Source organism: Methylicorpusculum oleiharenae (genome assembly GCF_009828925.2).
Classification (GTDB): Bacteria; Pseudomonadota; Gammaproteobacteria; order Methylococcales; family Methylomonadaceae; genus Methylicorpusculum; species Methylicorpusculum oleiharenae.
This window is the reverse complement of record NZ_WUTY02000001.1, coordinates 4,847,676-4,873,559: the sequence shown is the minus strand read 5'-3', so window position 1 is coordinate 4,873,559 and position 25,884 is coordinate 4,847,676. Positions and strand designations below refer to the sequence as shown.

The following is a 25,884-nucleotide window of genomic DNA, read 5'->3' as shown; positions in this document are numbered from 1 at the left end:
TCATACAAAAAAATCGTTCGACTTGGTTATCGGTGAGGGATATGCCGCGGGATCATTCCGGTTGCTTCAAAGGTGTAACGAAATCCGGTTTTCCCTGAAGATAAGACTTTTGCGGATCAACTACATAGTGACCCCGCATTGCGGTTCGTCCCAATAACATTCTGAATTTCATGGTGTCCCGATTGGTTAAAGTCAGTTCGGCCACCATAATTTTTTGACCGACAACCAGCTGGGTCTTTATGACATAGCGGCGGTTACGATGACCTCCCGAGTCCGATACAACCCGCCTGTCATGGACTGGAGAGTGACATTCCACAATGATATCGGTTCTGTTTTGATACGGATGGATGGCGAACATAATCCAGTGACTCCCTCCGCGTTTATAGGGATCAACCATAAAAGCATGAAGTGCTGAAGAACGAGCACCGGTATCTATTTTGGCTTTGATCAGGGGGATATTCAGGTCGGGCAGGGCGATCCATTCTCGCCAGCCCAGTCGTGACAGTTCTGTTTCCGGTGAGCTCATCGTATTAAGCGGTATATCCTTTGGTCTAAGAGACCAAAGGATAAGAGGTTGATTTTAGTTGGAAGTGCCGTAGTGGCTTTCTATATAACGTTCAACGATTGCCTGGAATTCCTCGGCTATGTGATCACCTTTTAGAGTGACCGTTTTTTCTCCGTCCTCGTAGACCGGGGCAACCGGCGTTTCACCGGTACCGGGTAAACTGATGCCAATATTGGCGCTTTTACTTTCGCCCGGGCCGTTAACTACACAACCCATTACGGCGACTTCCATTTCTTCTACGCCGGGATATTTCTTCTTCCATGTCGGCATACTGATGCGTAAGTAAGATTGGATGTCCATTGCTAATCTTTGGAAATAATCGCTGGTAGTCCGTCCGCATCCCGGGCAGGAAATGACCATGGGGGTAAACGATCTGAATCCCATGGTTTGGAGAATCTCTTGAGCGACGACGACTTCTTGAGTTCTTGCTGTGCCGGGTTCAGGTGTCAGGGATATTCGAATGGTATCGCCTATCCCTTGTTGCATCAGCACAGACAAGGCTGCTGCTGAAGAAACTATGCCTTTTGAGCCCATGCCGGCTTCGGTCAGGCCAAGGTGCAGCGAATAATCGCAACGGTCTGACAAATCCTGATAGATGTTGATCAGTTCCTGGACGTTGCTGATTTTGCAAGACAGTATGATTTTATCTCTACCCAAGCCAATTTCCTCAGCTTTTGCTGCGCTTTCCAGGGCAGAGAGGATAATCGCTTCCCGTGTGATGGCTGACAAAGGTAACGGTTCCGGCTTTTCCCGGTTTTCATCCAGCAAGCGGGTAAGAACGGCTTGATCCAGACTGCCGCCATTGACGCCAATGCGCACCGGTTTGTTATATTGACACGCAAATTCAATCATTTGCTGAAACTGTGGATCCCGGCTTTTACCGCGCCCGACGTTTCCGGGATTTATACGGTATTTATCCAGTGCCTGAGCGCAATCGGGATATTTTTCCAGCAGCTTGTGGCCATTGAAATGGAAGTCTCCGACCAGCGGCACAGTAAAACCTTTTTGATCCAGCTGATTGCGAATCTCGGCAACTGCTTTTGCCGCTTCTTCAGTATTGACAGTAATCCGGACAATCTCGGAGCCGGCTCTTGACAACTCCATTACCTGATTGACCGTTGAACTGACATCCGCTGTGTCGGTGTTAGTCATAGATTGAACAACAATCGGAGCACCGCCTCCGACTTTAATATCACCGATGAGAACTTGTTGTGTGATTTTTCTGGGTCTGCTTGACATAGCCAAATATCTTTATGGAAAAGGTTGTTGTTATCTGAAAAAATAAGCCCCAGTATACCTTATACCCGGCTTTCAACAGAGTAAATTAGTGAAAATCAACTATTTTTCAGACCTTCATCTTGAATTCGGCCCACTGGATCTACCGGGTAATGATGCCGATGTCATTATAGCGGCGGGCGATATCGGGATCTATAAACAAGGTGTTGAATGGCTCAAAACAATAAACAAACCGGTTATCTATGTTGCCGGAAATCATGAATTTTATACCCAGGAGTACCATGACACACTAAAAACCCTCAGAGAGCAGTGCGCAGGCAGCCGGGTTCATTTTTTGGAAAATAATCAGTTTGTTTTTCAGGATGTCAGATTTCTAGGCTGTACCTTGTGGACTGATTTGTTTCAGGAAGGTGAGGAAAAAGTGGTTGTTCTGAGCAATTCGCTCAATGATTTTAGAAAAATAAAATATTCTGAAAAAGCGTTTGATCCGCTTGCTTTTTTCAAGTTACATGAACGATCAAAAAAATGGTTAATAGCCGAACTGGAACGTCCTTTTTCAGGAAAAACAATCATTGTTACCCACCATGCCCCTTCCGAATGGAGCTGGAATGGATCGCCTCATACCCTGAAAAAATTAGCCTATTGCAATGATTTAAAGTGGTTGTTACATGAGTACGAGATTGCTGCATGGTTTCATGGACATATTCACAGTCCGGGCGATTACCGAATTGCCGGAGCCAGGGTGTTATGCAATCCAAGGGGTTATGTGGGGAGAAAGATGGTGGAAGGTTTTGATGTCAATCGGGTCGTCGATATCTAGATTTTAACGGGCCGCTCAGGCCGACAGGTCAATCTTCAGGCTTGGTTTTTCTTCAGATACGCTCTCTGATTGAGTTTCCTGTTGCAGTTTTATCATATCCATTTGCGCTTTCGTTGCCATCTGGGCGGCTTTTGATGCAACTTTGTAATCCTGTCCGGATGGATTTGCCGGCGCAAGTGCCGCTCGTCTTATCGTTTCTGCTTTTCTTAATGTTGCGCTGGGGTCGCCGGGTACTGAAGAAGTGTCAATGTTAACTTCTCCTCCGATAGCATAGCGCTTGCCGTCCGGGCCTTGCTGATAAGTGAAGCTGGCTCCGCCGGTTGCCAATCCTGCTGATGCCGAAATATGCGCTTGTTCGTGAGCTCTGACTTCGAGGTCTCTGGCTTTAAGTGATTCTATTACTTTAATTTTTTCGAGATCTTGCGCTTCAGGTGAGGGTGAAGTGCCGGTTTGCGGCAGTTTTTCTTGCGTTGTTGCTGTTGAGGAGTCGGTATTTTTTTCATGCGTATGTGCCTTTTCAGAACTTACAACCGGCCAATTCGTGATTTGATGCATTGATACGGACGTAATCACAACGACACCTATGAATTTAATCGTGCGGAATCTTATTAAATCAGGTCGGCTTAACTTGACCCTGCGTCAAGTGTAGTCGGCACAGGAATAGTTGTCCATACTGACAAAAAAGGTGTGCGTAACCGCTATAATACCCGCCAATTGTCATTGGAAAAGAAAAAATGTCTTCGCACGAACTTATCAAGCAATTGAGTAAAAAGCTGTCCGACTGTCTCAATCAAGACCGACACAGCTTAAAGCGCGAGTTGGATCGGCTGCGTAGCGATTATCAGAAAGGTAAAGCTCAAGAGTCAAAGCTGGCCGTTTTGGCAGGACGCATTGAGCAGTCAGTTGGTAAAAAGCTAAAAAGACAGGCCGGCATTCCGGCGATTAACTTTCCCGATTTACCGGTCAGCGGCAAAAAAGATGAAATTGCCCAGCTGATTCAGCAGCACCAGGTCGTTATCGTTTGCGGCGAGACCGGTTCAGGTAAGACAACTCAGCTACCGAAAATTTGTTTAGCACTCGGCCGGGGCGTTTCGGGTTTCATTGGGCATACCCAGCCGCGCCGGATTGCTGCTCGTACCGTGGCAGACAGAATTGCCGAAGAACTGGGCGAGCCTCTTGGTAAATCGGTCGGTTATAAAGTCCGCTTTTACGACAAAACGCATTCCGAATCATTGGTGAAATTGATGACCGACGGCATTTTGCTGGCCGAGACTCAAAATGATCCTTACCTCAATCAATATGACACGATCATCATTGACGAGGCTCACGAGCGCAGTTTGAATATCGATTTTTTGCTGGGTTATATGCGCTGGCTCTTGCCCAAGAGGCCGGATCTGAAGCTGATCATAACTTCTGCCACGATTGATCCGGAGCGCTTTGCCAAACATTACAGCGGTGCGCCGATTGTTGAAGTTTCCGGTCGGACCTATCCTGTCGACATTCGCTACCGGCCCATAGAGCAAAGTGAAGAAAACGATGAAACCACGGCCGACTTGCAGCAGGCGATTCTGGATGCGGTTGACGAATTAGCAAGGGACATGCGCGGCGATATTCTGATTTTTTTAAGCGGCGAGCGGGAAATCAGGGAAACGACCGAATCGTTAAGAAAACACCATCCTACCGGTTACGAAATTCTGCCGTTATATTCAAAACTCAGTGTCAGTGAGCAGGAACAGGTGTTCAAGCCCAAAGGCGGACTAAGGATCGTATTAGCGACCAATGTCGCTGAGACATCGTTGACCGTACCCGGCATTCGCTGCGTGATTGATACCGGTCATGCCCGCATCAGCCGATACAGTCATCGCAGTAAAATTCAGCGCTTACCCATAGAAAAAATTTCCCAGGCCAGTGCCAATCAGCGAGCCGGGCGATGTGGGCGGGTTGCCGAGGGTATTTGCATTCGTTTGTATTCTAAGGATGATTTTAGTGCCCGTCCGGAATTTACGGAACCGGAAATTCTGAGGACCAATCTATCTTCGGTCATTTTGCAAATGATTTCGTTGAATCTGGGCGATATCGAAGACTTTCCGTTTGTCGAGCCGCCTGAAGACAAGATGATTCGCGACGGCAAAACCATGCTGCATGAGGTCAACGCCCTGGATAAGCAAGGCCGGTTGACCGAGATGGGCAAACAGATCGCCAAACTGCCCACTGATCCCAAGCTTGCCCGGATGTTGCTGGCTGCCGCTGAACTGAATTGTTTAACCGAAGTGTCAATCATCGTTTCAGCGCTCAGTGTTCAGGATCCAAGGGATAAACCCGCCGACAAACTTCCGCAAGCCGAAGCCAAGCATGCGATTTACAAGCACCCGGAATCGGATTTTCTGACGTTGCTCAACCTTTGGAATGCGTTCGAAGAACAGAAAAAACACCTGTCGAACAACAAGCTGCGTAAGTACTGCAAGGATCAGTTTTTGTCATATATCCGCATGAAGGAGTGGTTTGATATTCATGCCCAAATCATGCAGGTCATTAAAGGTGAGCTTAAACTCAAGCCCAATATGCTGGAAGCGGGATATTCCGAAATTCATCGCGCACTATTGCCAGGATTGTTATCCAACATAGGTTTTAAGCATGAGCAATACGAATACCTGGGCGCGCGTGGACTGAAATTCTTTATTTTTCCGGGATCCGGCTTACATAAGCTGAGGCCAAAATGGATTATGGCGGCCGAACATGTAGAAACCAGTAAAGTGTATGCTCGCACAGTTGCCCAAATTGAACCGGAATGGATAGAGGCGTGTTCAGGTCATCTGATCAAGCGCAACTACTACGATCCGCACTGGGAGAAAAAAGCCGGACGCAGCGGCATATACGAGCGCACCTTGCTGTATGGACTGACACTTCAGGCCAAGCGCAAGATTCCTTACGAACATGTTGATCCAAAAGCGGCGCGCGATTTCTTCATACGTTTCGGTCTGGTCAATCATGAATATCAAACCAATGCGCCCTTTTTTAAGGCCAACCAGCAATTGCTGGAAGAAGTCGGCTATATCCAGCATAAAGGACGCCGGGTTGACTTGATTGAAGATGAAGAATGGCTGTTTCAGTTTTATGACAAAAAAATTCCCGAATCGGTAGTCAACGGCGTTACCTTTGAGCAATGGCGCAAAACGGTTGAACGTGAGAATTCCAGGTTCCTGTTTTTAACCAAAGTGGATCTTACGCGCGAACAAGACCATTTGGTCAATGAATGGGATTTTCCTGACAGCAAATCGGTAGGGCGCTTGACGTTTAATTTGCAATATCGCTTCGAACCCGGCCATGACGAGGACGGCGTAACAGCGATCATCCCGGTACATCAGCTCAATCAGGTCAGCGAACAGCCTTTCGAATGGCTGGTGCCCGGAATGCTCGAGGAAAAAGTGATTGGCTTGATCAAATCGCTGCCCAAACAGCTGCGAAAACATTTTGTCCCGGTACCGCAAACGGCAAAGCAGTGTCTTGAAATCGAACCGGATTTTAAAGGCTCTTTGTATGAATGGTTGGGGACACGCTTGAGAAAACTGACCGGCGAGGCGATACCATTAAATGAATGGCATCCCGACGTGCTCAGCGATCATTTAAAAATGAACTATCGCATCGTCGATGAGCAAGGCACGTTACTTGATTACGGTCGCGATCTTAAAAAATTACAGAGCCGCTTTAGCCAAAAAGCAGGACAAACTTTTGACCAAATTGCGGCCGATGAGCTCAATTACACCGGTTGTGTGCAATGGGCTTTCGATGATTTACCGGAAACCTACCAATTTATTCAGCAAGGCCAGGCGTTTATAGGTTATCCGGCTATTGTTGATGAAGGTGACTCGGTGGGCGTCAAGATTTTTGATACCCGACAAAAAGCCGATGACACGCATCACGACGGATTGGTCAAACTATTTCAGTTGTATTTAGCCAAAGAGTGTAAATATTTACTCAAAAATATGCCGCATTCACCGGCTTTGGAGTTGATTTATCAAAAACTTTCGCCACATCCGCTGCTAAACAATTATGCTGGGCGATCATTTAAAGAGGATATTTTATATTGCGTATTCTCATCGGTATTCCTGGATGAGGGCTTGATAAGAAGCCAGCCGATTTTCGAGCAGCGTCTTGACGCGCATAAATCAAAATTGATCCAGGTGACAAATGAGGCAAGCCTTCTAGCGAAGGAAGTCATGGAGCGCGTCGGGGCAATCAACAGGCAATTGCAGCGGCTGAACGCTTCTGATCCGCTGGGTAAGGATATTAACGAGCAACTCAGTTTACTGGTCTATGCGGGTTTTATCAGAAGAACGCCATACCAGCAGCTAAAGCAGTTTCCCCGCTACTTGAAGGCGGTTGAATACCGTCTGGAAAAAATGAATAACGACGTGCAGAAGCAGCAGGAAATCAACCGCTTTTGTCAGCGTTTTTGGAAGGAAGTGGCCGAACGAGCCAAGAAAAAAAGCGTAATTCCCGAATCCGATCCGTTTCGCTGGTTACTGGAAGAGTTCAGAGTCTCTTTGTATGCCCAGCAGTTAAAAACGCCTTTTCCTGTCTCAGCCAAGCGTCTTGAAAAAGTATGGGATGAACGGTTTTAGCGGTAAATTGGTTTAGACTCGATACGAGTTATGCACAGTTGATCTCGACGGGTTTTATTGGCTGGAATATGGGATAAACGATCCGGTGATATTATCTATCTTTCTGAAATAATTGATATTTAAATTTTTTCTAGGAGCGTACAGTTTGCCGCAGAGGCTGACTATGCACTTCGAAAAAACAAGCTGCGCACAGACTTATCCACAGGGTGTACATTATTTGGATGGCTCTGAAAATAGATTGGCGTAGGGGGCGCCGGATTATTTGAAAGTACGGTATTGGCGCTATAAGCGCATGACAGGGGTGATGAATTACCGGATAATGATTAGCCAAATTAAACTACGGATTGGGTGTAGTCAGTGCTTCACCTGATTAGTCAAATCATTCAGCCAATCCATAGAGCACCTTTGAAATGGCTATGTTCGCGTTACCGTGAAAGTCAGGGTGGCAGATGGGTAGGGTGGATAAGCGACAGCGCATCCACCTTTAAAAGCTTGGCGGATGCGGCTGTCGCCTTATCCATCCTACATCGCTCTTTCTTTTGCTGCGGGCGACATCCACTATTAACACGAACATAGTCTATGAAATGGTCGTATAACGTTTAAAATGTCTGGGTACTTGTAAATTGCCCGCCTGGTAAAGCTTGATTGGTTAAGTATAGGAATTTCATGAATAAAATTAAGTGCGCAGTAGTCGGAACAGGTTATCTGGGTAAATTTCATGCTGAGAAATACGCTTCATTGCCCGATTGTGAATTGGTTGCCGTTGTCGATATCAATGAGGCGGCAGCAACAGCCGTTGCCGAAAAACACGGTGCTCAGGCATTGACCGATTACCAGTCATTATTGGGCCAGGTGGATGCCGTCAGTATCGTGGTGCCCACGACTTTACATCATGCCGTCAGCAAGGATTTTCTCATACACGGCGCCCATGTTCTGGTTGAAAAGCCGATTACGGTTACCGTTGAAGAAGCGGACGAGTTGATTGCTCTTGCCAAACAAAATAACAAGATTCTTCAAATCGGGCATTTAGAACGTTTTAACCCGGCCGTATTGGGGCTGGATAAAGATGAAAAGCCGCTGTTTATAGAATCGCACCGGCTTTCGCCTTTCAATCCCAGAGCCAATGATGTCAGCGTGGTGTTGGATCTGATGATCCACGATATCGATATTATTCTGGCCCTGGTTGACTCGGATCTGGAACGCATTGATGCCAGCGGAACGGCTGTTTTAACCAAAGATATCGATATTGCTAATGCGCGGCTGGTGTTTAAAAGCGGCTGCGTTGCGAACGTCACCGCCAGCCGCATCAGCATGAAAATGGAGCGCAAAATGCGCTTGTTCCGGCCCAGTTCTTATATTTCAGTTGATTTTCAAAACCGGGTATTGACCAAATACAAAACCGGCGACAAAGAAATGTTTCCCGGCATACCGGAAATCGTCAACGAGGAGTCGGTGTTTGAAAATGGCGATGCGTTGATGGAAGAGATCAAACATTTTGTTCATTGTATTCAAACCGGTGACAATCCGATTGTATCGGGAGAAGCCGGCAGACGGGCGCTTGCCACTGCACTGGAAATTTCCAAATTGCTGACCCAGGCAGGCACCGATCGCCGCCTGTAATTGGCGATCTCGATCGTTAAGATCACTCAATCAATCCAGCGTTTCCATAAAAACGAAAATAGAGGCATGAGATAACTATGATACCGATGGTCAACCTAAAAGCTCAATACGAAGAAATCCGGGATGAGATTGAGCAAGGCATTGCCGAGACAATTGCCAATTGCTCATTTATTTTAGGTCCCAATGTTCAGAATTTTGAAAAAGAAGCGGCTGAATATTTGGGTGTCAAACATGCTGTAGGTGTCGCTTCCGGAACGGACGCTCTGCATCTGGCTTTATTGGCGGAAGGCATTGGCGTCGGTGATGAAGTTATTACCACCCCCTTCACGTTTATCGCGACAGCCGAAGCCATTTGTTATGTGGGCGCTACACCGGTTTTTATTGATATTGATCCTAAAACATTCAATATCGACCCGGATGCAATCGAGCAGGCTATTACCCCAAAAACCAAGGCGATCATGCCGGTGCATTTGTTCGGACAGCCTGCTGATTTGACACGTATCCAGCAACTTTGCGAAAAACACGGATTGAAACTGATTGAGGATTGTGCCCAATCTTTCGGTGCCAGAGTGAATGGCCGTCAGACCGGCAGTTTTGGTTCTTCAGCCGGCTTCAGTTTTTTTCCCAGCAAAAATTTAGGCGCATTCGGCGATGGCGGACTTGTGGTCACGCAATCCGACGAGATAGCCGAAAAACTCAAGATGTACCACAATCACGGCTCTAAAGTCCGTTACTATCACGATGTCATTGGATACAACAGCCGGCTGGATGATATGCAGGCAGTGATCCTGCGGGTTAAATTAAAACGTATCGAACAATACAATGCCGGAAGACGCCGGGCGGCGCATCTGTATTCTAAGCTGATGGCTGATTTGCCTTTGACTACGCCATTTGAAGATGGCCTGGGTGAGCATGTTTATCATCAATATACCTTGTTATGCGATAGACGCGATGACGTGCTGAAGGCCCTGCAAGACCAGCAAATTGGGTGTGCCGTTTATTATCCGGTTCCCTTGCATAAGCAAAATGTTTTTAAAGACGCTTATGCCCATGTAAAACTGCCGGTAACAGAGCAGGTGGCGGCAACCTGTCTGTCTTTACCCATTTGTCCCTCATTGGAAGATAAAACGATTGAGCAAATCGTGGGTGTGATCAGGAGGACTCTGGTTGGCTAACAGGTATTTGAACTATACCCATCGTAGATCGAAATTCGGCACCGGGGTGCCCGTCAAAGAACGCCGTATATACATCCATGTAGGCAAAGCCTTTGGCGAACAACCCGTTGCCTCCTTAGGCACTGCCGAAATTTGAAGTGCGAAAGGTATAACATGACATCATTGACTCAAGGCGATGCGGCAGAATCAGACAGACCGCTAACTCTGCTGTTCAGTGCCGGAGAAACCTCGGGTGAACAGCATGCCGCTCATATGTTTCTGGAATTGAAAAAACAACTGCCTAACCTAAAAGGGCTAGGCATGGGCGGCAGTCAGATGCAAAAAGCCGGTATTGATGTCCGTTTTGATTCAACCGGCATTGCCGTGATCGGTTTATTTGAGGTGATCAAACACTATTCGGAAATCAACAGAGCGCTGACCTGCATGAAGCAATTGCTGGTTAGCGAAAAGCCCGATTTGCTGGTTTGTGTAGACTACAAAGAATTTAATTTTAAATTGGCCAAATTTGCCAAGCAATTAGGCATCAAAGTTTTGTTTTATGTCAGTCCCCAGGTTTGGGCCTGGCGGCCCGGACGCGTCAAAAAATATGGCCGAGTAATCGATATGATGGCAGTCATTTTTCCTTTTGAAACCGCTTATTACGAGGCAGAGCATGTTCCGGTCCGCTACGTGGGTCATCCTTCTGTGGATAAAGTTCATCCGCAATGGTCTCGCGAAGAATCGCTGACACGGTTTGAATTGAACCCTGAACACCCCATAATCGGTTTATTGCCAGGCAGTCGTGCACATGAGATAGAGCGGATGTTGCCGGTTATGCTGGCCGCTGCTGAAATCATTCGTTCCCGCTTACCAACTGTACAATTTGTCTTGCCGCAAGCGGTCGGCATCAGTGATGATTTGTTACAGCGTTTTCTGAGTCAAAGTGATTCAAAGATCCAGGTTGTCAAGCAGCAAACCTATGAATTAATTCAATGCTGCGATACCGTGATGACCACATCGGGTACCGCCACGCTGGAGGTTGCGTTGCTGCAAATTCCGATGGTGATTGTTTACAAGTTGTTTTGGATGACATTCTGGCTGGCTAAATACCTGGTAAAAACGCCTTTTATCGGCTTGCCCAATATCGTTGCCGGAAAAGGTATTGTTAAAGAATTGATACAACAGGATGCAACAGCGGAAAATATTGCCGGCGAGGTGTTGGCTATCGTCCAGAACAGCCAGTATTCAGAAGCGATAAAAGCGGATTTGCAGCGAGTGAAAACAATCTTGGGCAAAGGCGGGGGCTCAAAAAACATGGCCGATTTAGCGCTGGAAATGCTGAAAAATCCTGACACGCGCTCGCGATAATTAGTCGGTATTAATAAATCATTAAGCACACAATGCTTAACTCTCAATAAGCCCTTAAGGGTAACTACTCGCACGCTTTGAATTGAGGGTGTAGGTGCTTGATTCAAAGGACGCGTGAAAACGCCCCTGTTGAAGATGCCTTTTCAATCAAGCACCTACACCCAATAAAATTGGAAGATGGAGAAGATCCCTTCATGGCATATTTCTATAAAGTGGATAGCATGAAATTAATTAATTTATTGATCATCGTCAGTTTTGTTCTGACTGGTTGGGGCTGTGCCCAAGTTGAGACCCGAGATCCAGTGGTCACTTCACCTAAAACCTATCCGAAACCGCCTCCACCCGTTACCGTAAAACCGCCCGTCAAGCCGGTTCTGCCAAAAGTTCCGGGTGGCGCAGATAATGCCCCGCCTCCGTCATGGGCTACCAGTTCGGCCCGCGCTGCGCCGGCACCCTTGAGCCCGGTAGTTGTGGCGTTAATGTCTGACGCCGAGCGCAGTTCAGGCTCAGGCAATCTGGATGCCGCTGTTGCAACCCTGGAAAGAGGCTTGAGAATAGAGCCACGCAATCCGTCCCTGATCTATAAACTTGCCGAAGTAAGACTAAAACAGTCGCAGCCAAAATTGGCAGAGGAATTAGCCAGAAAAGCCGATTTATTGGCGGGTTCTGATCGGGCGTTAAAACGAAAATGCTGGTTGTTAATTGCCGAAGCACGGAATGCCCAAGGCAATGTTGCAGGGGCGAAAGACGCCATGCTGAAAGCCAATAGTCTTTAAATAAGCACTGTTCGCTTTATGAGTTGAAAGGACATCAACTATTAATGCAAACACAGCGGCCTAACAAGCCCGGACATCCCCATAAAAGCTGGGAAACTTCAGCTTGAAATAACTTCCCTCAGTCAAAACAAAGACGCCTGTATTTTGCTAATATTGCTTTAAGGTTTTTCTGTATCTGAAGCCATAAGCGGGTGACGATAGCGTCCTGTCAATCTGCCCGCATAGCCGTTTTAAAAGGAATGCTCATGTTTCATCTGGTTTATGTCAGTTCTGCTATCAAACCCTTTAGCAAAAGCGACTTGTTGGCGCTATTGGTTAAGTCCCGTGAAAATAATGCCAAGCAGGGTATTTCAGGCATGCTGTTGTATAAAGACGGTAATTTTATGCAAGTTCTTGAGGGTGAAGAAACGGTTGTCCGGAATTTATTTGAAGTGATCACCCAAGACTCCTGTCATCGGGGTGTGATTGTCCTTCTTGAGGAACAGATTAGTGTGCCTGTATTTAGAGACTGGTCCATGGGCTTTCGCGACCTTGCCGACGAAAATTTAAACGCTGTAGCGGGCTATACCCGGTTCATGAATTCCCCACTGGATGTCAGTAATTTCAAGAGTAACCCGCACGCCTGCCTGGATTTGCTCTATTTTTTCAGCAAGAGCCGTTGAATCTCGTTGCAGATGAAGATTAATTCCAAACATCTCCCGGAATAGGCTTTGTCAATGAAGGTTCGATACTGAATGTGCGTTTTGAAACACGTAATCTTCATCATCGGCACTGTTCATTTCAAATCACCCAATGTCTTCAGTATGCATCAGACAAATGATTTTCAGTAAATCCTCTTCAAGAGTTTCCCAACAAGTTGCTCTGGCCGTTGGTATTTTCTTTGTGCTTGCTACTGTATTTGTTGTTTATGTTTATGCGGAAAAAAGGCTGGATCGGGCGAATGAATTACGGCAAATCTCTTACGACCTCGCTCAACAGTTGCATCAAAGCTCTGATGACCTGACCCGGATGGTGAGAGCCTACACTGTCTCTGGGGACATCCGATACAAGCAATACTTTCAAAACATACTGGATATTCGTAACGGCAAGATTCCCCGGCCTGAAAACTATCAAAATTTTTATTGGGATATGGTCCTGGGAAACCTATCGCCTCCGCCTGTTGAAAGCGGGACGGGTGTTGCTTTACTGGACCTGATGCGGCAGGCAGGATTTACGCAAGAGGAATTTGCCAAACTGGATCTAGCCAAAAAGAATTCTGACGATTTGACTGCCCTGGAATACAGGGCCATGCAACTGGTAGAGGTCGTTGGTCCGGAGGCCGAGGTCAGTCGTGAACAGGCAAGGCAGCTGATCAATGATGAAAATTATTATCAGGCCAAGTTGAAAATCATCCAGCCTATTAACGAATTTTTTCAAATGATGGACCAGCGCACACTCGCGGCAATCAAATCAGCTTGGCGAAATGCCTTACTATTTCGCCTGATCTTCATATATTTCTCAATAGCGGCAATTTTTATGCTTTTTCGGGCCTATGGGGCTTTGCGAAAAGCGCTGGGAAGTTCTCTTGAGGACGTTCAGGTCAATTTACTCAGAATCGGTCAAGGTGATTTATCCGCACTGATCACAATTAAACCCGGAAATGAGCATAGTGTGCTCGGTTGCGTATCCGACATGCAGAAAAAACTGCAGGCCTATGAACTCGCTCGCACACAAGCCGAACAATCGTTAAAAAAGAGTGAGCGACTTCTGCGTGAATCGCAAAAGGCGGCCAATATCGGTTGCTACATTACGAGTCTTAAAACAGGCGCGTGGGAATGCACCTCTGTTATGAACCATATTTTCGGCATTACCGAGGACTATCCTCACACGATTGAAGGCTGGGTTGACTTGATGCACCCGGATTTCAATAAGCCTATGAACGACTATCTTCGGGAAGTCATCAGAGAACGCAAGCCATTTGATGCAGAATACAAGATAATTCGGCCCTGCGACGGTGTCGAGCGCTGGATGCATGGCTTGGGGCAAATTGTCTATGACGACAATGGACAGGCTGAGAATTTACTCGGCACTGTTCAGGATATTACCACGCGCAAAACTGTGGAGCAGGCAATTTCTCGTGATCGCCAGCGTCTTGATGCCATTTTGAGAATGGCCAGTGACGGCATCCATATATTGGACAGTCAAGGGACATTGATTGACGCCAACGATGTTTTCCTTCAAATGCTGGGTTATGACAGGACCTTGATTGGCCTGCTTCATGTGAGCGACTGGGAAGTCCAGTTTGACAGAGAGACACTAAAGGCGCGTATCGATAAACTCCTGACAAAGAGTGAGGCTCTCATATTTGAAACTGTGTATAGAAAACGTGACGGCAGTCTGCTGGAAGTGGAGATCAGTGCCTGCAACATCGACAATGACGGCGTCCATTATGTTTATGCTGCCTCGCGAGATATTACCGAGCGCAATCAGCAAAGACGGCAGCTTCAAGCCTTGAATCAGAATCTGGAACAACGCGTTGCAGTACGTACCCGGGAACTCGGGCAGGCGATGGAGCAGATCAGGATCAACGAAGAGCGCTTTAACTATGCGCTGGAAGCCACAAATGATGGAGTCTGGGATTGGGATTTTAAAACCGGTCAGGTTTATATCAATGCGGCCTACAGCAAGATGTTGGGCTACGCACCCGATGAACTGGCGCATTATCAAGACAGTGACTGGGTGAAACTTCTGCATCCGGATGAGAGAGATAGCGTTGTCGCTCAGGCACATCAAAGGCTTAAAGATTACGGTCATTATGAGATTGAATTTCGCATGCGCTGCAAAGACGGTGATTATAAGTGGATACTCAGTCGCGGCAAGTCAGTCGAGAATGATAGCGATGGTCATCCGTTGCGGGCGGTCGGTACACACATTGATCTAACCAATCGTAAACAGATAGAAACTCAGCTGCGTGAAGCCAAGTTGCAGGCCGATGATGCTAATTTGGCTAAAAGTAACTTTCTTGCCAATATGTCGCATGAAATAAGAACCCCGATGAACGCTATTATCGGAATGACCTATCTGCTGTTACGGAAAGGCGGTTTGAGCGCAGAACATCTGGACAAGTTGAGCAAAATATCGTCTTCGGCCGATCATTTGCTTGCGATCATCAACGATATTCTCGACATTTCCAAGATCGAGGCCGGAAAGTTTACTTTATCGCAAGCCGAATTCACCCTCTCTGAGCTGATCGAAAAAGTGAACGGACTGATGGAACAGCGGATATCTGATAAAGGGTTGCTTTTCAAAGTCGAAACCGGGCAATTGCCTTTCGTCCTCAAAGGCGATGAAACTCGGCTTGTCCAGATGCTGATCCATCATCAGCTACTCGATACGGGGCTAATTCTGGAGTTTGCCGAGAATGGAAAGGTCGCGGTTGAGAAGGCCCGTTCGAGCTGTTACCTACTGATACTGATGGATATGCAGATGCCGGAAGTGGATGGTATTGAAGCGGCTAAAGCGATCAGGTTATTGCCGGGCTATGCTGAAACACCCATCATCGCGATGACGGCAAATGTATTCAGTGAAGACCGGGACGTTTGTCTTAATGCCGGTATAAACGACCATTTACCGAAGCCGGTTAACACCGAATTTTTATACGAAACCTTGCTGAAGTGGCTGGAAAAATAAGGTTCCCGGGTGTATTTCAGGAACCTTAGTTAGCCGACTATGAAACAAGCTGCTAAATCAGCTTTTGACTTTACCAATCGCCTGTCCCAGCTTTACTGTCTGACCGGACCTTAAATCCTCGTTCCAGGTCATTTGGTTTTCGCCGAATAGCACAATAATTGTTGAACCCATATTGAATCGTCCCATTTCCTCGCCTTTAGCCAATTGGGGCGGATCATCCCGGTATTGCCAGGCGCGAACTGACTCAACGGTGGGCGGTGAAACGACGCCGTGCCAGACAGTTTCTATGCTGGATACAAAAATAGCACCGACCAGGACCAGTGCCATTGGACCGACTTCGGTGTCAAAAATTGCGGCAACGCGTTCATTTCTGGCGAACAAGCCAGGCACGCTGTTGGTGGTCGCGGTATTTACACTAAAAAGACGGCCCGGGATATGCACCATTTCACGCAGAGTCCCGGCCAACGGCATATGCAGGCGGTGATAATCTTTTGGCGACAGATAGATCGTTGTAAAGTGGCCGTTATTAAACGGCTCAGCGCGCGCGTTGTCTCCGCCCAGTAATTCCGTGGCAGTAAACTCTTTGCCTTTGGCTTGAAAAATCCGGCCTGCCGTAATAGTGCCTGCTTGACTGACCTGACCATCGGCAGGACAGGCAATGGCCCCGTTTTCCCAAGTCTGCTGACGGACACCCGGTTTCAGTTCGCGGGTAAAAAAGTGGTTAAAGCTTTTAAAGGCCTCGATATCCTGTATCAATGCTTCATCCATATTGACGCCGTAGTGTTTGATAATCTGCCTGATCATCAGGTTTTTCCAGGCCTTGTTTTCGCAATGAGTCAGGCGGCTCATCATGTGCGACAGGGCGTGATGCGGCAGGATATATTGGGGGAGCGTGGTCAGGGTTTCTTTAATCGTCATCGGTTTTATTGGTAGTGGGGACTTTGCCGCTGAGAAAATAAGCAAACGCAATCACCTCGGCAACCGCCAGATAAAGTTCGTTCGGTATTTCTTCACCTAACGGGATCTGGGCCAGAATGCGTGTCAGTTCCGGTTCGGTTTGCAGGGGAATGCCGTGTTGCTCAGCGATTTGAATGATTTGTTCGGCGGTAAGACCTTCACCTTTGGCCGTCACCTTGGGGGCATTCTTGCCGTCGTATTTTAATGCGACAGCCAAATCGGCGGTGTAATAGGTCTTGGCCATCGTTGTTTAAGGCAGTTGGACCAAGGCAGGCGCTTGCCAGTTGCTGTTTTTATGTTCGGCGATTACTGTTGTATAAATACCGCCGCGCACGTTGAAGTTGGCTTTAAGACGCATGAAGTTGGGCGATATGGAGGCAACAATATGGTCGAGAATTTCGTTGGTGACAGCCTCATGAAAAGCGCCTCGATCACGAAACATCCACATGTACAGTTTCAGCGATTTTAATTCGACACACAGTTGATCGGGTACATATTCCAGCGTCAATGTGGCAAAGTCGGGCTGACCTGTTTTGGGGCATAAACAGGTAAATTCGGGGATGTCGATCCGGATTGTAAAATCACGGCCAGGGCGTGGGTTAGGAAATGTTTCCAATACATCAGTGGGCTGTGTTGTCATGATTCGTTGAAAAAGTTAAATAAAAAGTCGAAGTCCGCGCTGATATCGTGAATAATACGCGGTCTTTCACAATCAGCTAAAGGGCTATTCTACCAGTAATGAAGCTGGAAAAAATCAAACTTTCAGGGTTTAAGTCTTTTGTCGATTCAACCGTGATCCCCATCAGCGGTAACTTGACCGCTATTGTGGGGCCTAACGGTTGCGGAAAATCCAATATCATCGATGCTGTCCGTTGGGTGATGGGTGAGAGTTCGGCCAAACATTTACGCGGCGGCAGTATGGCTGATGTAATTTTTAATGGTTCTGCATCGCGTAAACCGGTCGGAACGGCTTCGGTCGAGTTGATTTTTGATAACGGCGAAGGCAAGGCCGGCGGAGAATATGCTCAATATAACTCGATTTCGATAAAACGCCAGGTCAGCCGTGATGGTCAGTCGGCTTTTTTACTCAATAATGTACGCTGCCGGCGTAAGGACATTACCGATCTGTTTTTAGGCACCGGTTTGGGGTCCCGCAGTTACGCCATTATTGAACAAGGCACGATTTCCAGAATGGTGGAAGCCAAGCCCGAAGATTTGCGGGTTCATATAGAAGAAGCGGCCGGCATTTCCAAATATAAGGAACGCCGTCAGGAAACTGAAACCCGGATGCGGCACACGCATGAAAACCTGGAACGTTTGAATGATGTGCGCGATGAAGTTGAAAAGCAGTTAAAACACCTGCAAAAACAAGCTGAAAAAGCTAAAAAATACACTGAACTGAAACAGCAGGAGCGTCAGTTCAAACTGGAATTACTGGCGATGCGCTGGCAGACGCACCACCGGGCTTTTGAACAACTGGATAGCCAGATGCAGGCGGTAGCTAATGAGCACAACCGTCTGTTTGTCGCTTCACGCGAACTCGATGCCGAAATCGAATCAAAGCGGTCAGAGCACAAACAAAAACAGGCGGCATTGAACTCGACACAAGGTGATTTCTACCATGTGGTTTCTGAAGTCGGTCGTCTTGAGCAAACCATTAAACTGAATCAAAAAAGTCATGAAGAGACGGTGGTTGAAATTGACCGTTTAAAACAGCAGATCGATCATGCCAAAACGGAGCTGGATAACGATCAAATGCAGTTGGAAGATATCACTTCTGATTTGATGCAGGCCGAAGAAACTCTGGAAGTCATGCAAGCCCGAGTCAATGAGGCGGTCAGTGTTCAACAGGATGGCCTTCAGGAACGCGCCGATTGGCAACGGCAATGGGAAGCCTATTTAAAAGAGAGCGCGTCCGCCAAGGAAAACATCGAAATCCAGCGCATCAAAATCAGTCAGGCAGAAAACCAGAACCGGCAGCTGCAAATCAGGCTGGATAAATTAAACGGTGAGCGCGACGATTTAAAAGCCAATCCATTCGACGGTAAAATTGACGAATTAAACGATTTGATAATGGAGCTGGAAGAGGAACGCAGCGAGGTTCATGATCATCTGGATAAAATCATGGCGGTCATTACCGAACACCGGCTCTTATTAAAGGAAATTAACCAGCAAGTCCATGCTCATCGCTCAGAGATGCACAGTGTCAAAGGCAAGATTACTTCCCTGGAAATGCTGCAGCAACACGCCATGGGTAAAGACAACAAGCATCTGAACAGCTGGCTTGAACAGATGGATTTGGCCAAACAAACCCGGCTTGCCGAAATGCTGGAGGTAGAGGCCGGTTGGGAAACAGCGGCTGAAACCGTTTTGGGGCATTATCTCGAAGCCATTTGTATAGAGAATGCCGATAGCCTTATTCCGGCGCTAGAGCATTTAACCAATGAATCGTTGGCGTTGTTTGAAAACCGGCAGTTTGATTCGATCGAACAGACGAACGCAGGGGTGCCCTTACTGGATAAAGTGAAAGCCTCCTGGAACTTGTCCGGCTTATTGACCGGGATTTATTGTGCCGAATCATTGGTTTCGGCCAAAGCGCAAACGGATCAGCTCAAACCTTACGAATCGCTGATTTTACCTGACGGCACCTGGCTTGGGCCGGGTTGGCTGCGCTTGATAAGAGTCAAAGATAACAAGTACGGTGTTTTGCAACGTGAAAAGGAATTAAGACTTTTAAAGCAGCGCCAGGACAGTTTGTCTACCGATATTGCTGAACTCGAAGCGCGTTTGGAGACGTCTGAGCAGGTGTTGAAAGAGGCCGAGGCCAATCGGGAAATTCTGCAACAGAATGACAAAACCTTGAGCAATGACCTGTCAAAGAAAAACGCCGAGCTGAGCGCTTTTGCTGCAAGGCATGAACAGCAACAGCAGCGGTTGAGACAGATTGATGGAGATTTGACGGATATTCAGTCAGAATCGGAAGAAAATGCCGAGCTGATTGCCGAAGCCAAATTCAAGCTGCAAGAAGCTGAACAGCGGATGTCCGGTCTGGATGAAAGCAAACAGCATCTTGAGAAAATCAATCAGCAGCTGATGGCGCAGCAGCACAGTCGGGAGTTATCTGTATCGGAGGCGAAGCAGCAGGTATTTACTTATCAGGCGCAAATTGAATCGTTGCGTTCTTCAAAGATTCATATCACCCGGCAGGTCGAACGTTTACAGGTTCAGATGCAAACGTCATCTGAGCGAATGGCCGAACTGGAACACAAGCTTGAAGCGACTTTGACGCCGCTGGATGATGAAAAGCTGACACTTGAACAGCTGTATTTAGAAAAAGAAGAATTAGAGCTCGCATTAAAGCAGGCCAGAAAACACGTTGAAGAGACGGAGCAGATCATCAATCGCCTGTCCCAAGAGCATATTCAGCATCAGCGCGGCCTGGAGAAACAAAAAGAGCAGTTGGACAAACTGCGCTACGAACAGCAGGAAAGTAGAGTTCGCCAGCAAACCGTTACGGAGCAATTGGATGAGCTGGCTATGGCGCCGGAAGTGGTGTTGCAGCAAATGCCTCCAGATGCTGACGAGACGGTATGGAAGAATAAAGTGGATGATTTGGCCGGTCAGATAGAGCGACTGGGGACGATCAATCTGAGCGCCATTGAAGAATTTCAGCTGCAATCTGAGCGTATGAAATTTTTAAATGATCAGCATGCGGATTTATCGGAAGCATTGGATACTTTGACGCAAGCCATCAATAAAATTGATAAAGAAAGCCGGCAGCGTTTTAAAGAAACATTCGATAAAATAAATACCGGATTACAACAGAAATTTCCCAAATTGTTTGGGGGCGGTCAGGCCTATCTGGAGCTGACTGAGCAGGATGTATTGGATGCCGGTGTCAATATCATCGCCAGACCCCCCGGTAAACGTAACAGTTCCATTCATTTGTTGTCGGGTGGCGAGAAGGCATTAACAGCGGTTGCTCTGGTGTTTTCGATTTTTGAATTGAATCCGGCGCCTTTTTGTCTGCTGGATGAAGTCGATGCGCCGCTTGACGATGCAAACGTGGGGCGTTTTTCGAAAATGGTTGAGGAAATGTCCGAAACGGTGCAGTTTCTATTTATATCGCATAACAAAGCGACGATGGAAATTGCCAAACAGCTGGCAGGTGTTACCATGCGCGAACCCGGTGTATCGCGGATGGTGGCGGTTGATATTGAAGAGGCAGTGAGTCTGGCGGAAAGCTGATGGATAAAGAAATTTTAAGAATAGTTATTATTGCAGCAGGCCTGGGTGTGATGTTGTGCCTGGTTTTGTGGTCTTACTGGAAAAAAGGTTCGCTTCCCGGCCGATCAAGCCTGTCCGGGCGATTTAAAAATCCGATTGGAAGAATTGACGAATCTTTAGTGCTGCATCCGGAAAATGATGAGTTCGATGTGGTTCCTTTAGGCGGCGCATTGGATGAGGATAATGATTACGAATATGCTCAATCGTTGTACGGTCAGGAAGAGCATGAGGCTTTCGGCAGTTCGACACAGCAGCGTCATCACGACGAGCGGCCATCCAGCCATGATGAGCAGTCCCGGGAGTTACCCAAACTGATTCAATACAGTCTGGTGGCTGTCGCCGACGAAGGTTTTAACGGCGAGGACATAGACCGCGCTTTTAACATCGCCGGATTGAAATACGGCAGTTTAAAAATATACGAGCGTATCGACGGTAATGGCCTGGTCGATTTTGGCGTTGCCAGTATGGTTGAGCCCGGCACATTCCCTGACAAAAACATAAGAGAGTTTAATTGTCCCGGTCTGGTATTTTTTATGCAGCCTCGCGAAGTAGATGACCCTGTCTCGGTCTATGATGACTTTGTAGAAACAATCGATATTCTGGCGGCGGAACTGGACGGTGTTAAGTGGGATAACCAGAGACAACCGTTAACCGGTAGTGCCATACACGAAATGCGTAATCGGCTGGCGAGCGGTTATCAATAATTTTTTTATGCCTAACCGTTCATGAAAGTCCTGCATTCGCCCCGTCAAATTAAAGTACTAGGTGTTAAGGAGAGAGCGGTCACTCGCCCGACAGGACGCCGTGAATACGTCCATGTAGGCTTGACGTCGGGACACCTGTCGATCGAGCAACCGCCCCCTCTTCGGTTCTGTACTTTCACGGTAACGAATCGGCCAATCCTTCAACCTTTTCCTGATGTTGAATAACGAACAACGAGATCTTATCAACCAGCACTGTCAACTCGTTGAAGGATTGACCCTGGCGCAGATTGAACAAATAGCCGAAAGCCGCTCGGCCGACTCACTCAGCGACGAGGTGCTGGTCCACTTTCTGGAAACCGCTAATCTGCTTTACAGAAGCGGTTGTCCGTTCATTTCCGATGCTGATTACGATGCCGTCTTTTTGGCTGAACTGGCACGCAGGCATCCTGATCATCCATATCTTCTTGCGGTTGAACCGGAACCGGCATTTGCAGAAAAAACCATAGACCTGCCGGTAAGAATGTTGTCTACCGAAAAAGCCTATAGTCAGGATGCTATTGAAAAATGGCTGCTTCGTATTGAAAAATCAGCACAAGAACTTGATATCGATAGCGATAGATTGTTGTTTCGGGCGACGCCCAAACTGGATGGCTATGCCGCATACGATGACGGACAAACGTTATATACGCGCGGCGATGGCCGAAAAGGCACCGATATTACCCGGGTTTTTGATCGCGGTTTGATGGTGGCCGGAAATGGTCAGCGAGGTCAGGGAGCCGGAGAAATCGTGGTCAGCCGCCAATATTTTCAGAATTATCTGGCGGAACAATTTGAAAATGCCCGAAATTTTCAAGCGAGCATCATCAAGGAAAAAGATCTGGAAGTGCCTGCTTTGGAAGCGATAGAACGAAAAGCCGCGATGTTCTTTCCGTTTGCCCAGTTACCCGATTGGCAAGGTTCGGCCAATGACATCCGCCTCCACTTTGCCGATATTGTCAGGCAGATTCCCGAAAAGGTGGATTTTGATGTCGATGGGGTGGTTTTTGAAGTCACCGATGAATCGGTCAAGCAGCGCATGGGTTCAACCCGGCATCACCATCGATGGCAGATCGCTTACAAGCATAATGTTGAATCGGCGTTGGTCAACGTGCTGAGTGTAACGCCGCAAACCTCTCGTTCCGGACGCGTCAACCCGGTTGCCGAACTGGAGCCGACCAAACTGAGCGGTGCGGTCATTTCACGCGCAACAGCCCATCATTACGGTATGGTCAAGTCGCTGGGAATAGGGCCGGGTACGCTCATTGAATTGACCCGCTCGGGCTTGGTGATTCCCAAAATCGAGCGTGTCGTCACGCCAATGCCGCCGCAAATTCCGGATAACTGCCCCAGTTGTGGCAGTCATCTGGTGTGGGACAGTGACTATTTATATTGCCTTAATAAAACCCATTGCCCGGCACAAATCGAAAACACCCTCGAGCATTTTTTTAGAACTTTGGGCAATGTCGATGGCTTTGGCGCCAAGACTATAGAAAAACTGCATGCGCACGGCGTCAACTCGATTTACCGTATCTATCAATTAGCGTTGAACGAGCTGATGGAGATGGGTTTTGGCGAAAAAACCTCACAGAATCTTCTGGATCAATTACAGCGCAGCCGCCTGCAAAGTATTGAAGATTGGCGGTTTCTGGGTGCATTCGGTATTTACAGAATGGGACTGGGTAACTGTGAACGGTTATTGCAGCATTATCCGTTGAACCGGCTCTTTGATCTCAGCATTGAAGATATCGTCACAATAGAAGGATTTGCAGAGAAAACTGCCGAGGCGGTGGTCGAGTCATTAAAATTGATCAAACAGGATTTTGAGCAAATATTGAGTTTGGGTTTTAATCTGATTGAAACAGCAGCCAGCCAGGCACAGGCTCAAATAGAAAGCCCCGTGTCAGGAAAACTGATCGTGTTCACAGGAACTATGGTGCAGGGTTCACGCGAAGACATGCAGAAAGAAGCCAAACGTTTGGGTGCAAAAGTCGCCAATTCCGTCACCGGCAAGACCGATATTCTGGTGGCCGGGGAAAAAGTGGGTGCCACCAAACTGAGCGCAGCCCAGGAAAAAGGCGTGCAAATCCTCAGCGAGCAGGAATACCTCACACTTATAAACGGATAAATTCACTGAAGCCGCCGAAGCTTGTTTTGCATCAACGCGATAAGGTGCGCCAGATAGGATGTGCCGACGATAGGAGGCGCATCGTTCGTATTTCAAACAAACCATGACCGAATACCGACGATTTTACCTACCGAATGCCCTATGGTTTTTCACCGTCAATCTTGCCGACCGGAAAAACAATCATTTGTTGATCGACAAGATTGATGTATTGCGTGAGGCCTTTCTATATGTAAAACAACGAAAACCTTTTCATATTGATGCCATCGTCATCATGCCGGATCATTTGCATGCTATTTGGACATTACCGCCCGACGACGGTAATTATTCTGTTCGCTGGAATATGTTGAAAGGAAGATTTTCCAGGGCAATCAACCCGGGTGAAAGAATTTCAAAAAGTCGTCAGAAACGCCGCGAAAGAGGAATCTGGCAACGTCGATTATGGGCGCATTTAATCGAAAACCAAGACGATTACAACCGTCATGTTGATTATATTCATTGGAACCCGGTAAAACACGGCCATGTTAAAAACGTAATCGATTGGCCGTATTCAAGCTTTCATCGATATGTGAGGCAGGGTATTTATGAAAAGAACTGGGGAAATAATGAAAGGCCAGAGATTAAAATCAGTGAGTAACTCGACAGCCAAATAGGATGCGCCTCCTTGCGTCGGCACATCCTATTAGGTGTGCCTTATCGAGTTGAGATTGAAAAAAGTATAAGATAACCAAAAATAGATAATAACTTGATGGCTCCGATTCGCCGAGACATCTGGCCGCGTAAAAAAGATATGAAGAATCCGTACGAAGAAATCATACAGAAGGAAATTGATGGTTGTAGACTCTTGGCTCAAGGGCAGACCCGTGAAGATTGCTGCCGAGAGAGGGGAGTGAAGCACTGCGCAGAAAATGACTTTAGTTCGACAATAAGCAGTGACACATACTCGTCTTATTTTGTGGCAATTGTTTTGATTATTCTTCTCTTGTTTACCAGTATTCTCGCCTGGAAAAAAAGACTAAAGATAAAGGACTTCTATTTCTCTATTTCAGAATTTAAGAATGCTGTGGCTTCAGCATGGTTAATATGGATATTTACCTTTATCTCAGTAATTCTTTTGTTTGAGCCATACGGAAGCTCTGTTCAAGAAGATGAAATTTTAAATGCTTTTATGTGGTTTGTTTTACCTCCAATAGCAGTAATTGCAGTATTTCTATGGTATAGAAGGTTTATTCAATGAAAGAGGTGAGATCCGTAGTGTGGTGCGAGGTAACGAACCCCAATATTTCTCGAGTTAACTATTATTAACGCGATATGGCACACAATTTAGGATGTGCCGACGATAGGAGGCGCATCGTTCGCGATTCAAATAAACCCTAACCGAATACCGACGCTTTTACCTACCGAAAGCCATGCGGTTTTTCACCGTCAATCTTGCCGATCGGAAATACAAGCATTGGTTGATCAACAAGATTGAGGTGTTGCGTGATGCCTTTTGATAGGTAAAACAACGAAAACCTTTATGTGAAGCAAGGCTTTTATGAAAAAAATTGGGAAAATGAAATGCCTGAGTTTAAAAGTATTGGGTAACCCGACAGATGCGCCTCCTGGCGTCGGCACATCCTATTTGGCGTATCTGACGAGTTTTCGCTCCACAATAGTGCAATACCTCTTCTTTCTCCCCGAATCAGTGCGCTCCTGACGGGTTGCTGTGCGTTGCCGACGCTGTGTTGTTGGGCTCAGGGCCGGATGGTTCGCTTTTGATTCTTTACCAAACAAGCACTTACACTTCTTTGTCGGCCTTACCGGTCTTTCTGGCATTACCTTTGCTTTAGTTGAGACAAAGCTCCTCGTCGGAGCGGTTATGATTTTGGGGCAATGGCGTCCGGGTTCAGTGATTTTTTCACGTGGGCCGGACGCCTTTTTTTTTGCCCGAAATTTAGGTTTT

The 25,884-nt window shown here is 47.1% G+C and carries 20 protein-coding genes; 14 read left to right on the top strand and 6 right to left on the bottom strand.

All coding sequences use genetic code 11. From position 1 onward, the window contains the following. Nucleotides 1–52: 52 nt before the first annotated feature. Nucleotides 53–526, bottom strand: a complete 474-nt coding sequence (locus GO003_RS21700; RefSeq protein ID WP_159655838.1) for an ATP-dependent zinc protease family protein — start codon at nucleotides 524–526, stop codon at nucleotides 53–55. Between the two features lie 54 nt (nucleotides 527–580). Then, the gene (ispG, locus tag GO003_RS21695) at nucleotides 581–1,804 is read right to left on the bottom strand and encodes a flavodoxin-dependent (E)-4-hydroxy-3-methylbut-2-enyl-diphosphate synthase (RefSeq protein ID WP_159655840.1); all 1,224 of its coding nucleotides are present in this window, start codon (nucleotides 1,802–1,804) and stop codon (nucleotides 581–583) included. 88 nt (nucleotides 1,805–1,892) lie between these two features. Between ispG and GO003_RS21690 the strand changes: the two genes are divergently transcribed. After that, nucleotides 1,893–2,621, top strand: coding sequence for a metallophosphoesterase (locus GO003_RS21690; protein ID WP_159655842.1), 729 nt, complete (start codon nucleotides 1,893–1,895; stop codon nucleotides 2,619–2,621). 15 nt (nucleotides 2,622–2,636) lie between these two features. On the opposite strand, the gene GO003_RS21685 is transcribed toward GO003_RS21690, so the two are convergent. Further along, nucleotides 2,637–3,194, bottom strand: a complete 558-nt coding sequence (locus tag GO003_RS21685) for a putative metalloprotease CJM1_0395 family protein (RefSeq protein WP_231089138.1) — start codon at nucleotides 3,192–3,194, stop codon at nucleotides 2,637–2,639. Nucleotides 3,195–3,355: 161 nt separating this feature from the next. On the opposite strand from GO003_RS21685, the gene hrpA reads away from it, so the two are divergent. From hrpA to GO003_RS21645, 8 genes are all read left to right on the top strand, one after another. Continuing rightward, entirely contained in the window at nucleotides 3,356–7,243 is a 3,888-nt protein-coding gene (gene hrpA / locus GO003_RS21680; RefSeq protein WP_159655844.1) for an ATP-dependent RNA helicase HrpA, read from the top strand. Between the two features lie 666 nt (nucleotides 7,244–7,909). Beyond that, on the top strand, nucleotides 7,910–8,863 hold the full coding sequence (locus GO003_RS21675) for a Gfo/Idh/MocA family protein (RefSeq protein WP_159655846.1): 954 nt from the start codon (nucleotides 7,910–7,912) through the stop codon (nucleotides 8,861–8,863). Between the two features lie 77 nt (nucleotides 8,864–8,940). Beyond that, the gene (locus GO003_RS21670; RefSeq protein WP_159655848.1) at nucleotides 8,941–10,038 is read left to right on the top strand and encodes a DegT/DnrJ/EryC1/StrS family aminotransferase; all 1,098 of its coding nucleotides are present in this window, start codon (nucleotides 8,941–8,943) and stop codon (nucleotides 10,036–10,038) included. Further along, complete coding sequence (locus GO003_RS21665; protein WP_159655850.1) at nucleotides 10,031–10,174, top strand: hypothetical protein; 144 nt, start codon at nucleotides 10,031–10,033, stop codon at nucleotides 10,172–10,174. The genes GO003_RS21670 and GO003_RS21665 overlap by 8 nt, the downstream gene beginning before the upstream one ends. A 17-nt stretch (nucleotides 10,175–10,191) precedes the next feature. Continuing rightward, nucleotides 10,192–11,385, top strand: a complete 1,194-nt coding sequence (lpxB, locus tag GO003_RS21660) for a lipid-A-disaccharide synthase (RefSeq protein WP_159655852.1) — start codon at nucleotides 10,192–10,194, stop codon at nucleotides 11,383–11,385. A 221-nt stretch (nucleotides 11,386–11,606) separates the two neighbouring features. Continuing rightward, entirely contained in the window at nucleotides 11,607–12,161 is a 555-nt protein-coding gene (locus GO003_RS21655; protein ID WP_231089137.1) for a tetratricopeptide repeat protein, read from the top strand. A 245-nt stretch (nucleotides 12,162–12,406) separates the two neighbouring features. Beyond that, nucleotides 12,407–12,823, top strand: a complete 417-nt coding sequence (locus tag GO003_RS21650; RefSeq protein WP_159655856.1) for a BLUF domain-containing protein — start codon at nucleotides 12,407–12,409, stop codon at nucleotides 12,821–12,823. A 154-nt stretch (nucleotides 12,824–12,977) separates the two neighbouring features. After that, nucleotides 12,978–15,830, top strand: a complete 2,853-nt coding sequence (locus GO003_RS21645; protein WP_159655858.1) for a PAS domain S-box protein — start codon at nucleotides 12,978–12,980, stop codon at nucleotides 15,828–15,830. Between the two features lie 57 nt (nucleotides 15,831–15,887). Here GO003_RS21645 and asd read toward each other — a convergent pair whose 3' ends face one another. The 3 genes from asd to queF are packed head-to-tail and all read right to left on the bottom strand — an operon-like array spanning nucleotide 15,888 to nucleotide 17,427. Further along, on the bottom strand, nucleotides 15,888–16,748 hold the full coding sequence (gene asd, locus GO003_RS21640) for an archaetidylserine decarboxylase (protein WP_159655860.1): 861 nt from the start codon (nucleotides 16,746–16,748) through the stop codon (nucleotides 15,888–15,890). Next, entirely contained in the window at nucleotides 16,738–17,031 is a 294-nt protein-coding gene (locus tag GO003_RS21635; protein ID WP_159655862.1) for an EscU/YscU/HrcU family type III secretion system export apparatus switch protein, read from the bottom strand. The genes asd and GO003_RS21635 overlap by 11 nt, the downstream gene beginning before the upstream one ends. Nucleotides 17,032–17,037: 6 nt before the next feature. Then, the gene (queF, locus tag GO003_RS21630) at nucleotides 17,038–17,427 is read right to left on the bottom strand and encodes a preQ(1) synthase (RefSeq protein WP_159655864.1); all 390 of its coding nucleotides are present in this window, start codon (nucleotides 17,425–17,427) and stop codon (nucleotides 17,038–17,040) included. A 98-nt stretch (nucleotides 17,428–17,525) separates the two neighbouring features. Between queF and smc the strand changes: the two genes are divergently transcribed. From smc to GO003_RS21605, 5 genes are all read left to right on the top strand, one after another. Continuing rightward, a complete protein-coding gene (gene smc, locus GO003_RS21625) occupies nucleotides 17,526–21,035 on the top strand; it encodes a chromosome segregation protein SMC (protein WP_159655866.1) in 3,510 nt (1,169 codons plus the stop codon). Further along, on the top strand, nucleotides 21,035–21,778 hold the full coding sequence (locus GO003_RS21620; RefSeq protein WP_159655868.1) for a cell division protein ZipA C-terminal FtsZ-binding domain-containing protein: 744 nt from the start codon (nucleotides 21,035–21,037) through the stop codon (nucleotides 21,776–21,778). The genes smc and GO003_RS21620 overlap by 1 nt, the downstream gene beginning before the upstream one ends. 214 nt (nucleotides 21,779–21,992) lie before the next feature. Next, a complete protein-coding gene (locus GO003_RS21615) occupies nucleotides 21,993–23,942 on the top strand; it encodes a helix-hairpin-helix domain-containing protein (protein ID WP_159655870.1) in 1,950 nt (649 codons plus the stop codon). A 103-nt stretch (nucleotides 23,943–24,045) separates the two neighbouring features. Next, nucleotides 24,046–24,576, top strand: a complete 531-nt coding sequence (locus GO003_RS21610; protein WP_159655872.1) for an REP-associated tyrosine transposase — start codon at nucleotides 24,046–24,048, stop codon at nucleotides 24,574–24,576. 111 nt (nucleotides 24,577–24,687) lie between these two features. Beyond that, nucleotides 24,688–25,176 carry a hypothetical protein gene (locus GO003_RS21605; protein ID WP_159655874.1) on the top strand — a complete coding sequence of 163 codons (489 nt, stop codon included), beginning with the start codon at nucleotides 24,688–24,690 and terminating at the stop codon, nucleotides 25,174–25,176. Nucleotides 25,177–25,884 lie beyond the last annotated feature (708 nt).

What these genes read in the sequence shown, in the direction of transcription:
- GO003_RS21700 (WP_159655838.1), bottom strand. Translation starts at nt 526, where the DNA reads ATGAGCTCACCGGAAACAGAACTGTCACGACTGGGCTGGCGAGAATGG.
- queF (WP_159655864.1), bottom strand. Translation starts at nt 17,427, where the DNA reads ATGACAACACAGCCCACTGATGTATTGGAAACATTTCCTAACCCACGC.
- smc (WP_159655866.1), top strand. Translation starts at nt 17,526, where the DNA reads ATGAAGCTGGAAAAAATCAAACTTTCAGGGTTTAAGTCTTTTGTCGAT.
- GO003_RS21615 (WP_159655870.1), top strand. Translation starts at nt 21,993, where the DNA reads ATGTTGAATAACGAACAACGAGATCTTATCAACCAGCACTGTCAACTC.
- GO003_RS21650 (WP_159655856.1), top strand. Translation starts at nt 12,407, where the DNA reads ATGTTTCATCTGGTTTATGTCAGTTCTGCTATCAAACCCTTTAGCAAA.
- GO003_RS21620 (WP_159655868.1), top strand. Translation starts at nt 21,035, where the DNA reads ATGGATAAAGAAATTTTAAGAATAGTTATTATTGCAGCAGGCCTGGGT.
- GO003_RS21605 (WP_159655874.1), top strand. Translation starts at nt 24,688, where the DNA reads ATGGCTCCGATTCGCCGAGACATCTGGCCGCGTAAAAAAGATATGAAG.
- ispG (WP_159655840.1), bottom strand. Translation starts at nt 1,804, where the DNA reads ATGTCAAGCAGACCCAGAAAAATCACACAACAAGTTCTCATCGGTGAT.
- GO003_RS21670 (WP_159655848.1), top strand. Translation starts at nt 8,941, where the DNA reads ATGATACCGATGGTCAACCTAAAAGCTCAATACGAAGAAATCCGGGAT.
- GO003_RS21645 (WP_159655858.1), top strand. Translation starts at nt 12,978, where the DNA reads ATGATTTTCAGTAAATCCTCTTCAAGAGTTTCCCAACAAGTTGCTCTG.
- lpxB (WP_159655852.1), top strand. Translation starts at nt 10,192, where the DNA reads ATGACATCATTGACTCAAGGCGATGCGGCAGAATCAGACAGACCGCTA.
- GO003_RS21610 (WP_159655872.1), top strand. Translation starts at nt 24,046, where the DNA reads ATGACCGAATACCGACGATTTTACCTACCGAATGCCCTATGGTTTTTC.
- asd (WP_159655860.1), bottom strand. Translation starts at nt 16,748, where the DNA reads ATGACGATTAAAGAAACCCTGACCACGCTCCCCCAATATATCCTGCCG.
- GO003_RS21635 (WP_159655862.1), bottom strand. Translation starts at nt 17,031, where the DNA reads ATGGCCAAGACCTATTACACCGCCGATTTGGCTGTCGCATTAAAATAC.
- GO003_RS21675 (WP_159655846.1), top strand. Translation starts at nt 7,910, where the DNA reads ATGAATAAAATTAAGTGCGCAGTAGTCGGAACAGGTTATCTGGGTAAA.
- GO003_RS21655 (WP_231089137.1), top strand. Translation starts at nt 11,607, where the DNA reads ATGAAATTAATTAATTTATTGATCATCGTCAGTTTTGTTCTGACTGGT.
- hrpA (WP_159655844.1), top strand. Translation starts at nt 3,356, where the DNA reads ATGTCTTCGCACGAACTTATCAAGCAATTGAGTAAAAAGCTGTCCGAC.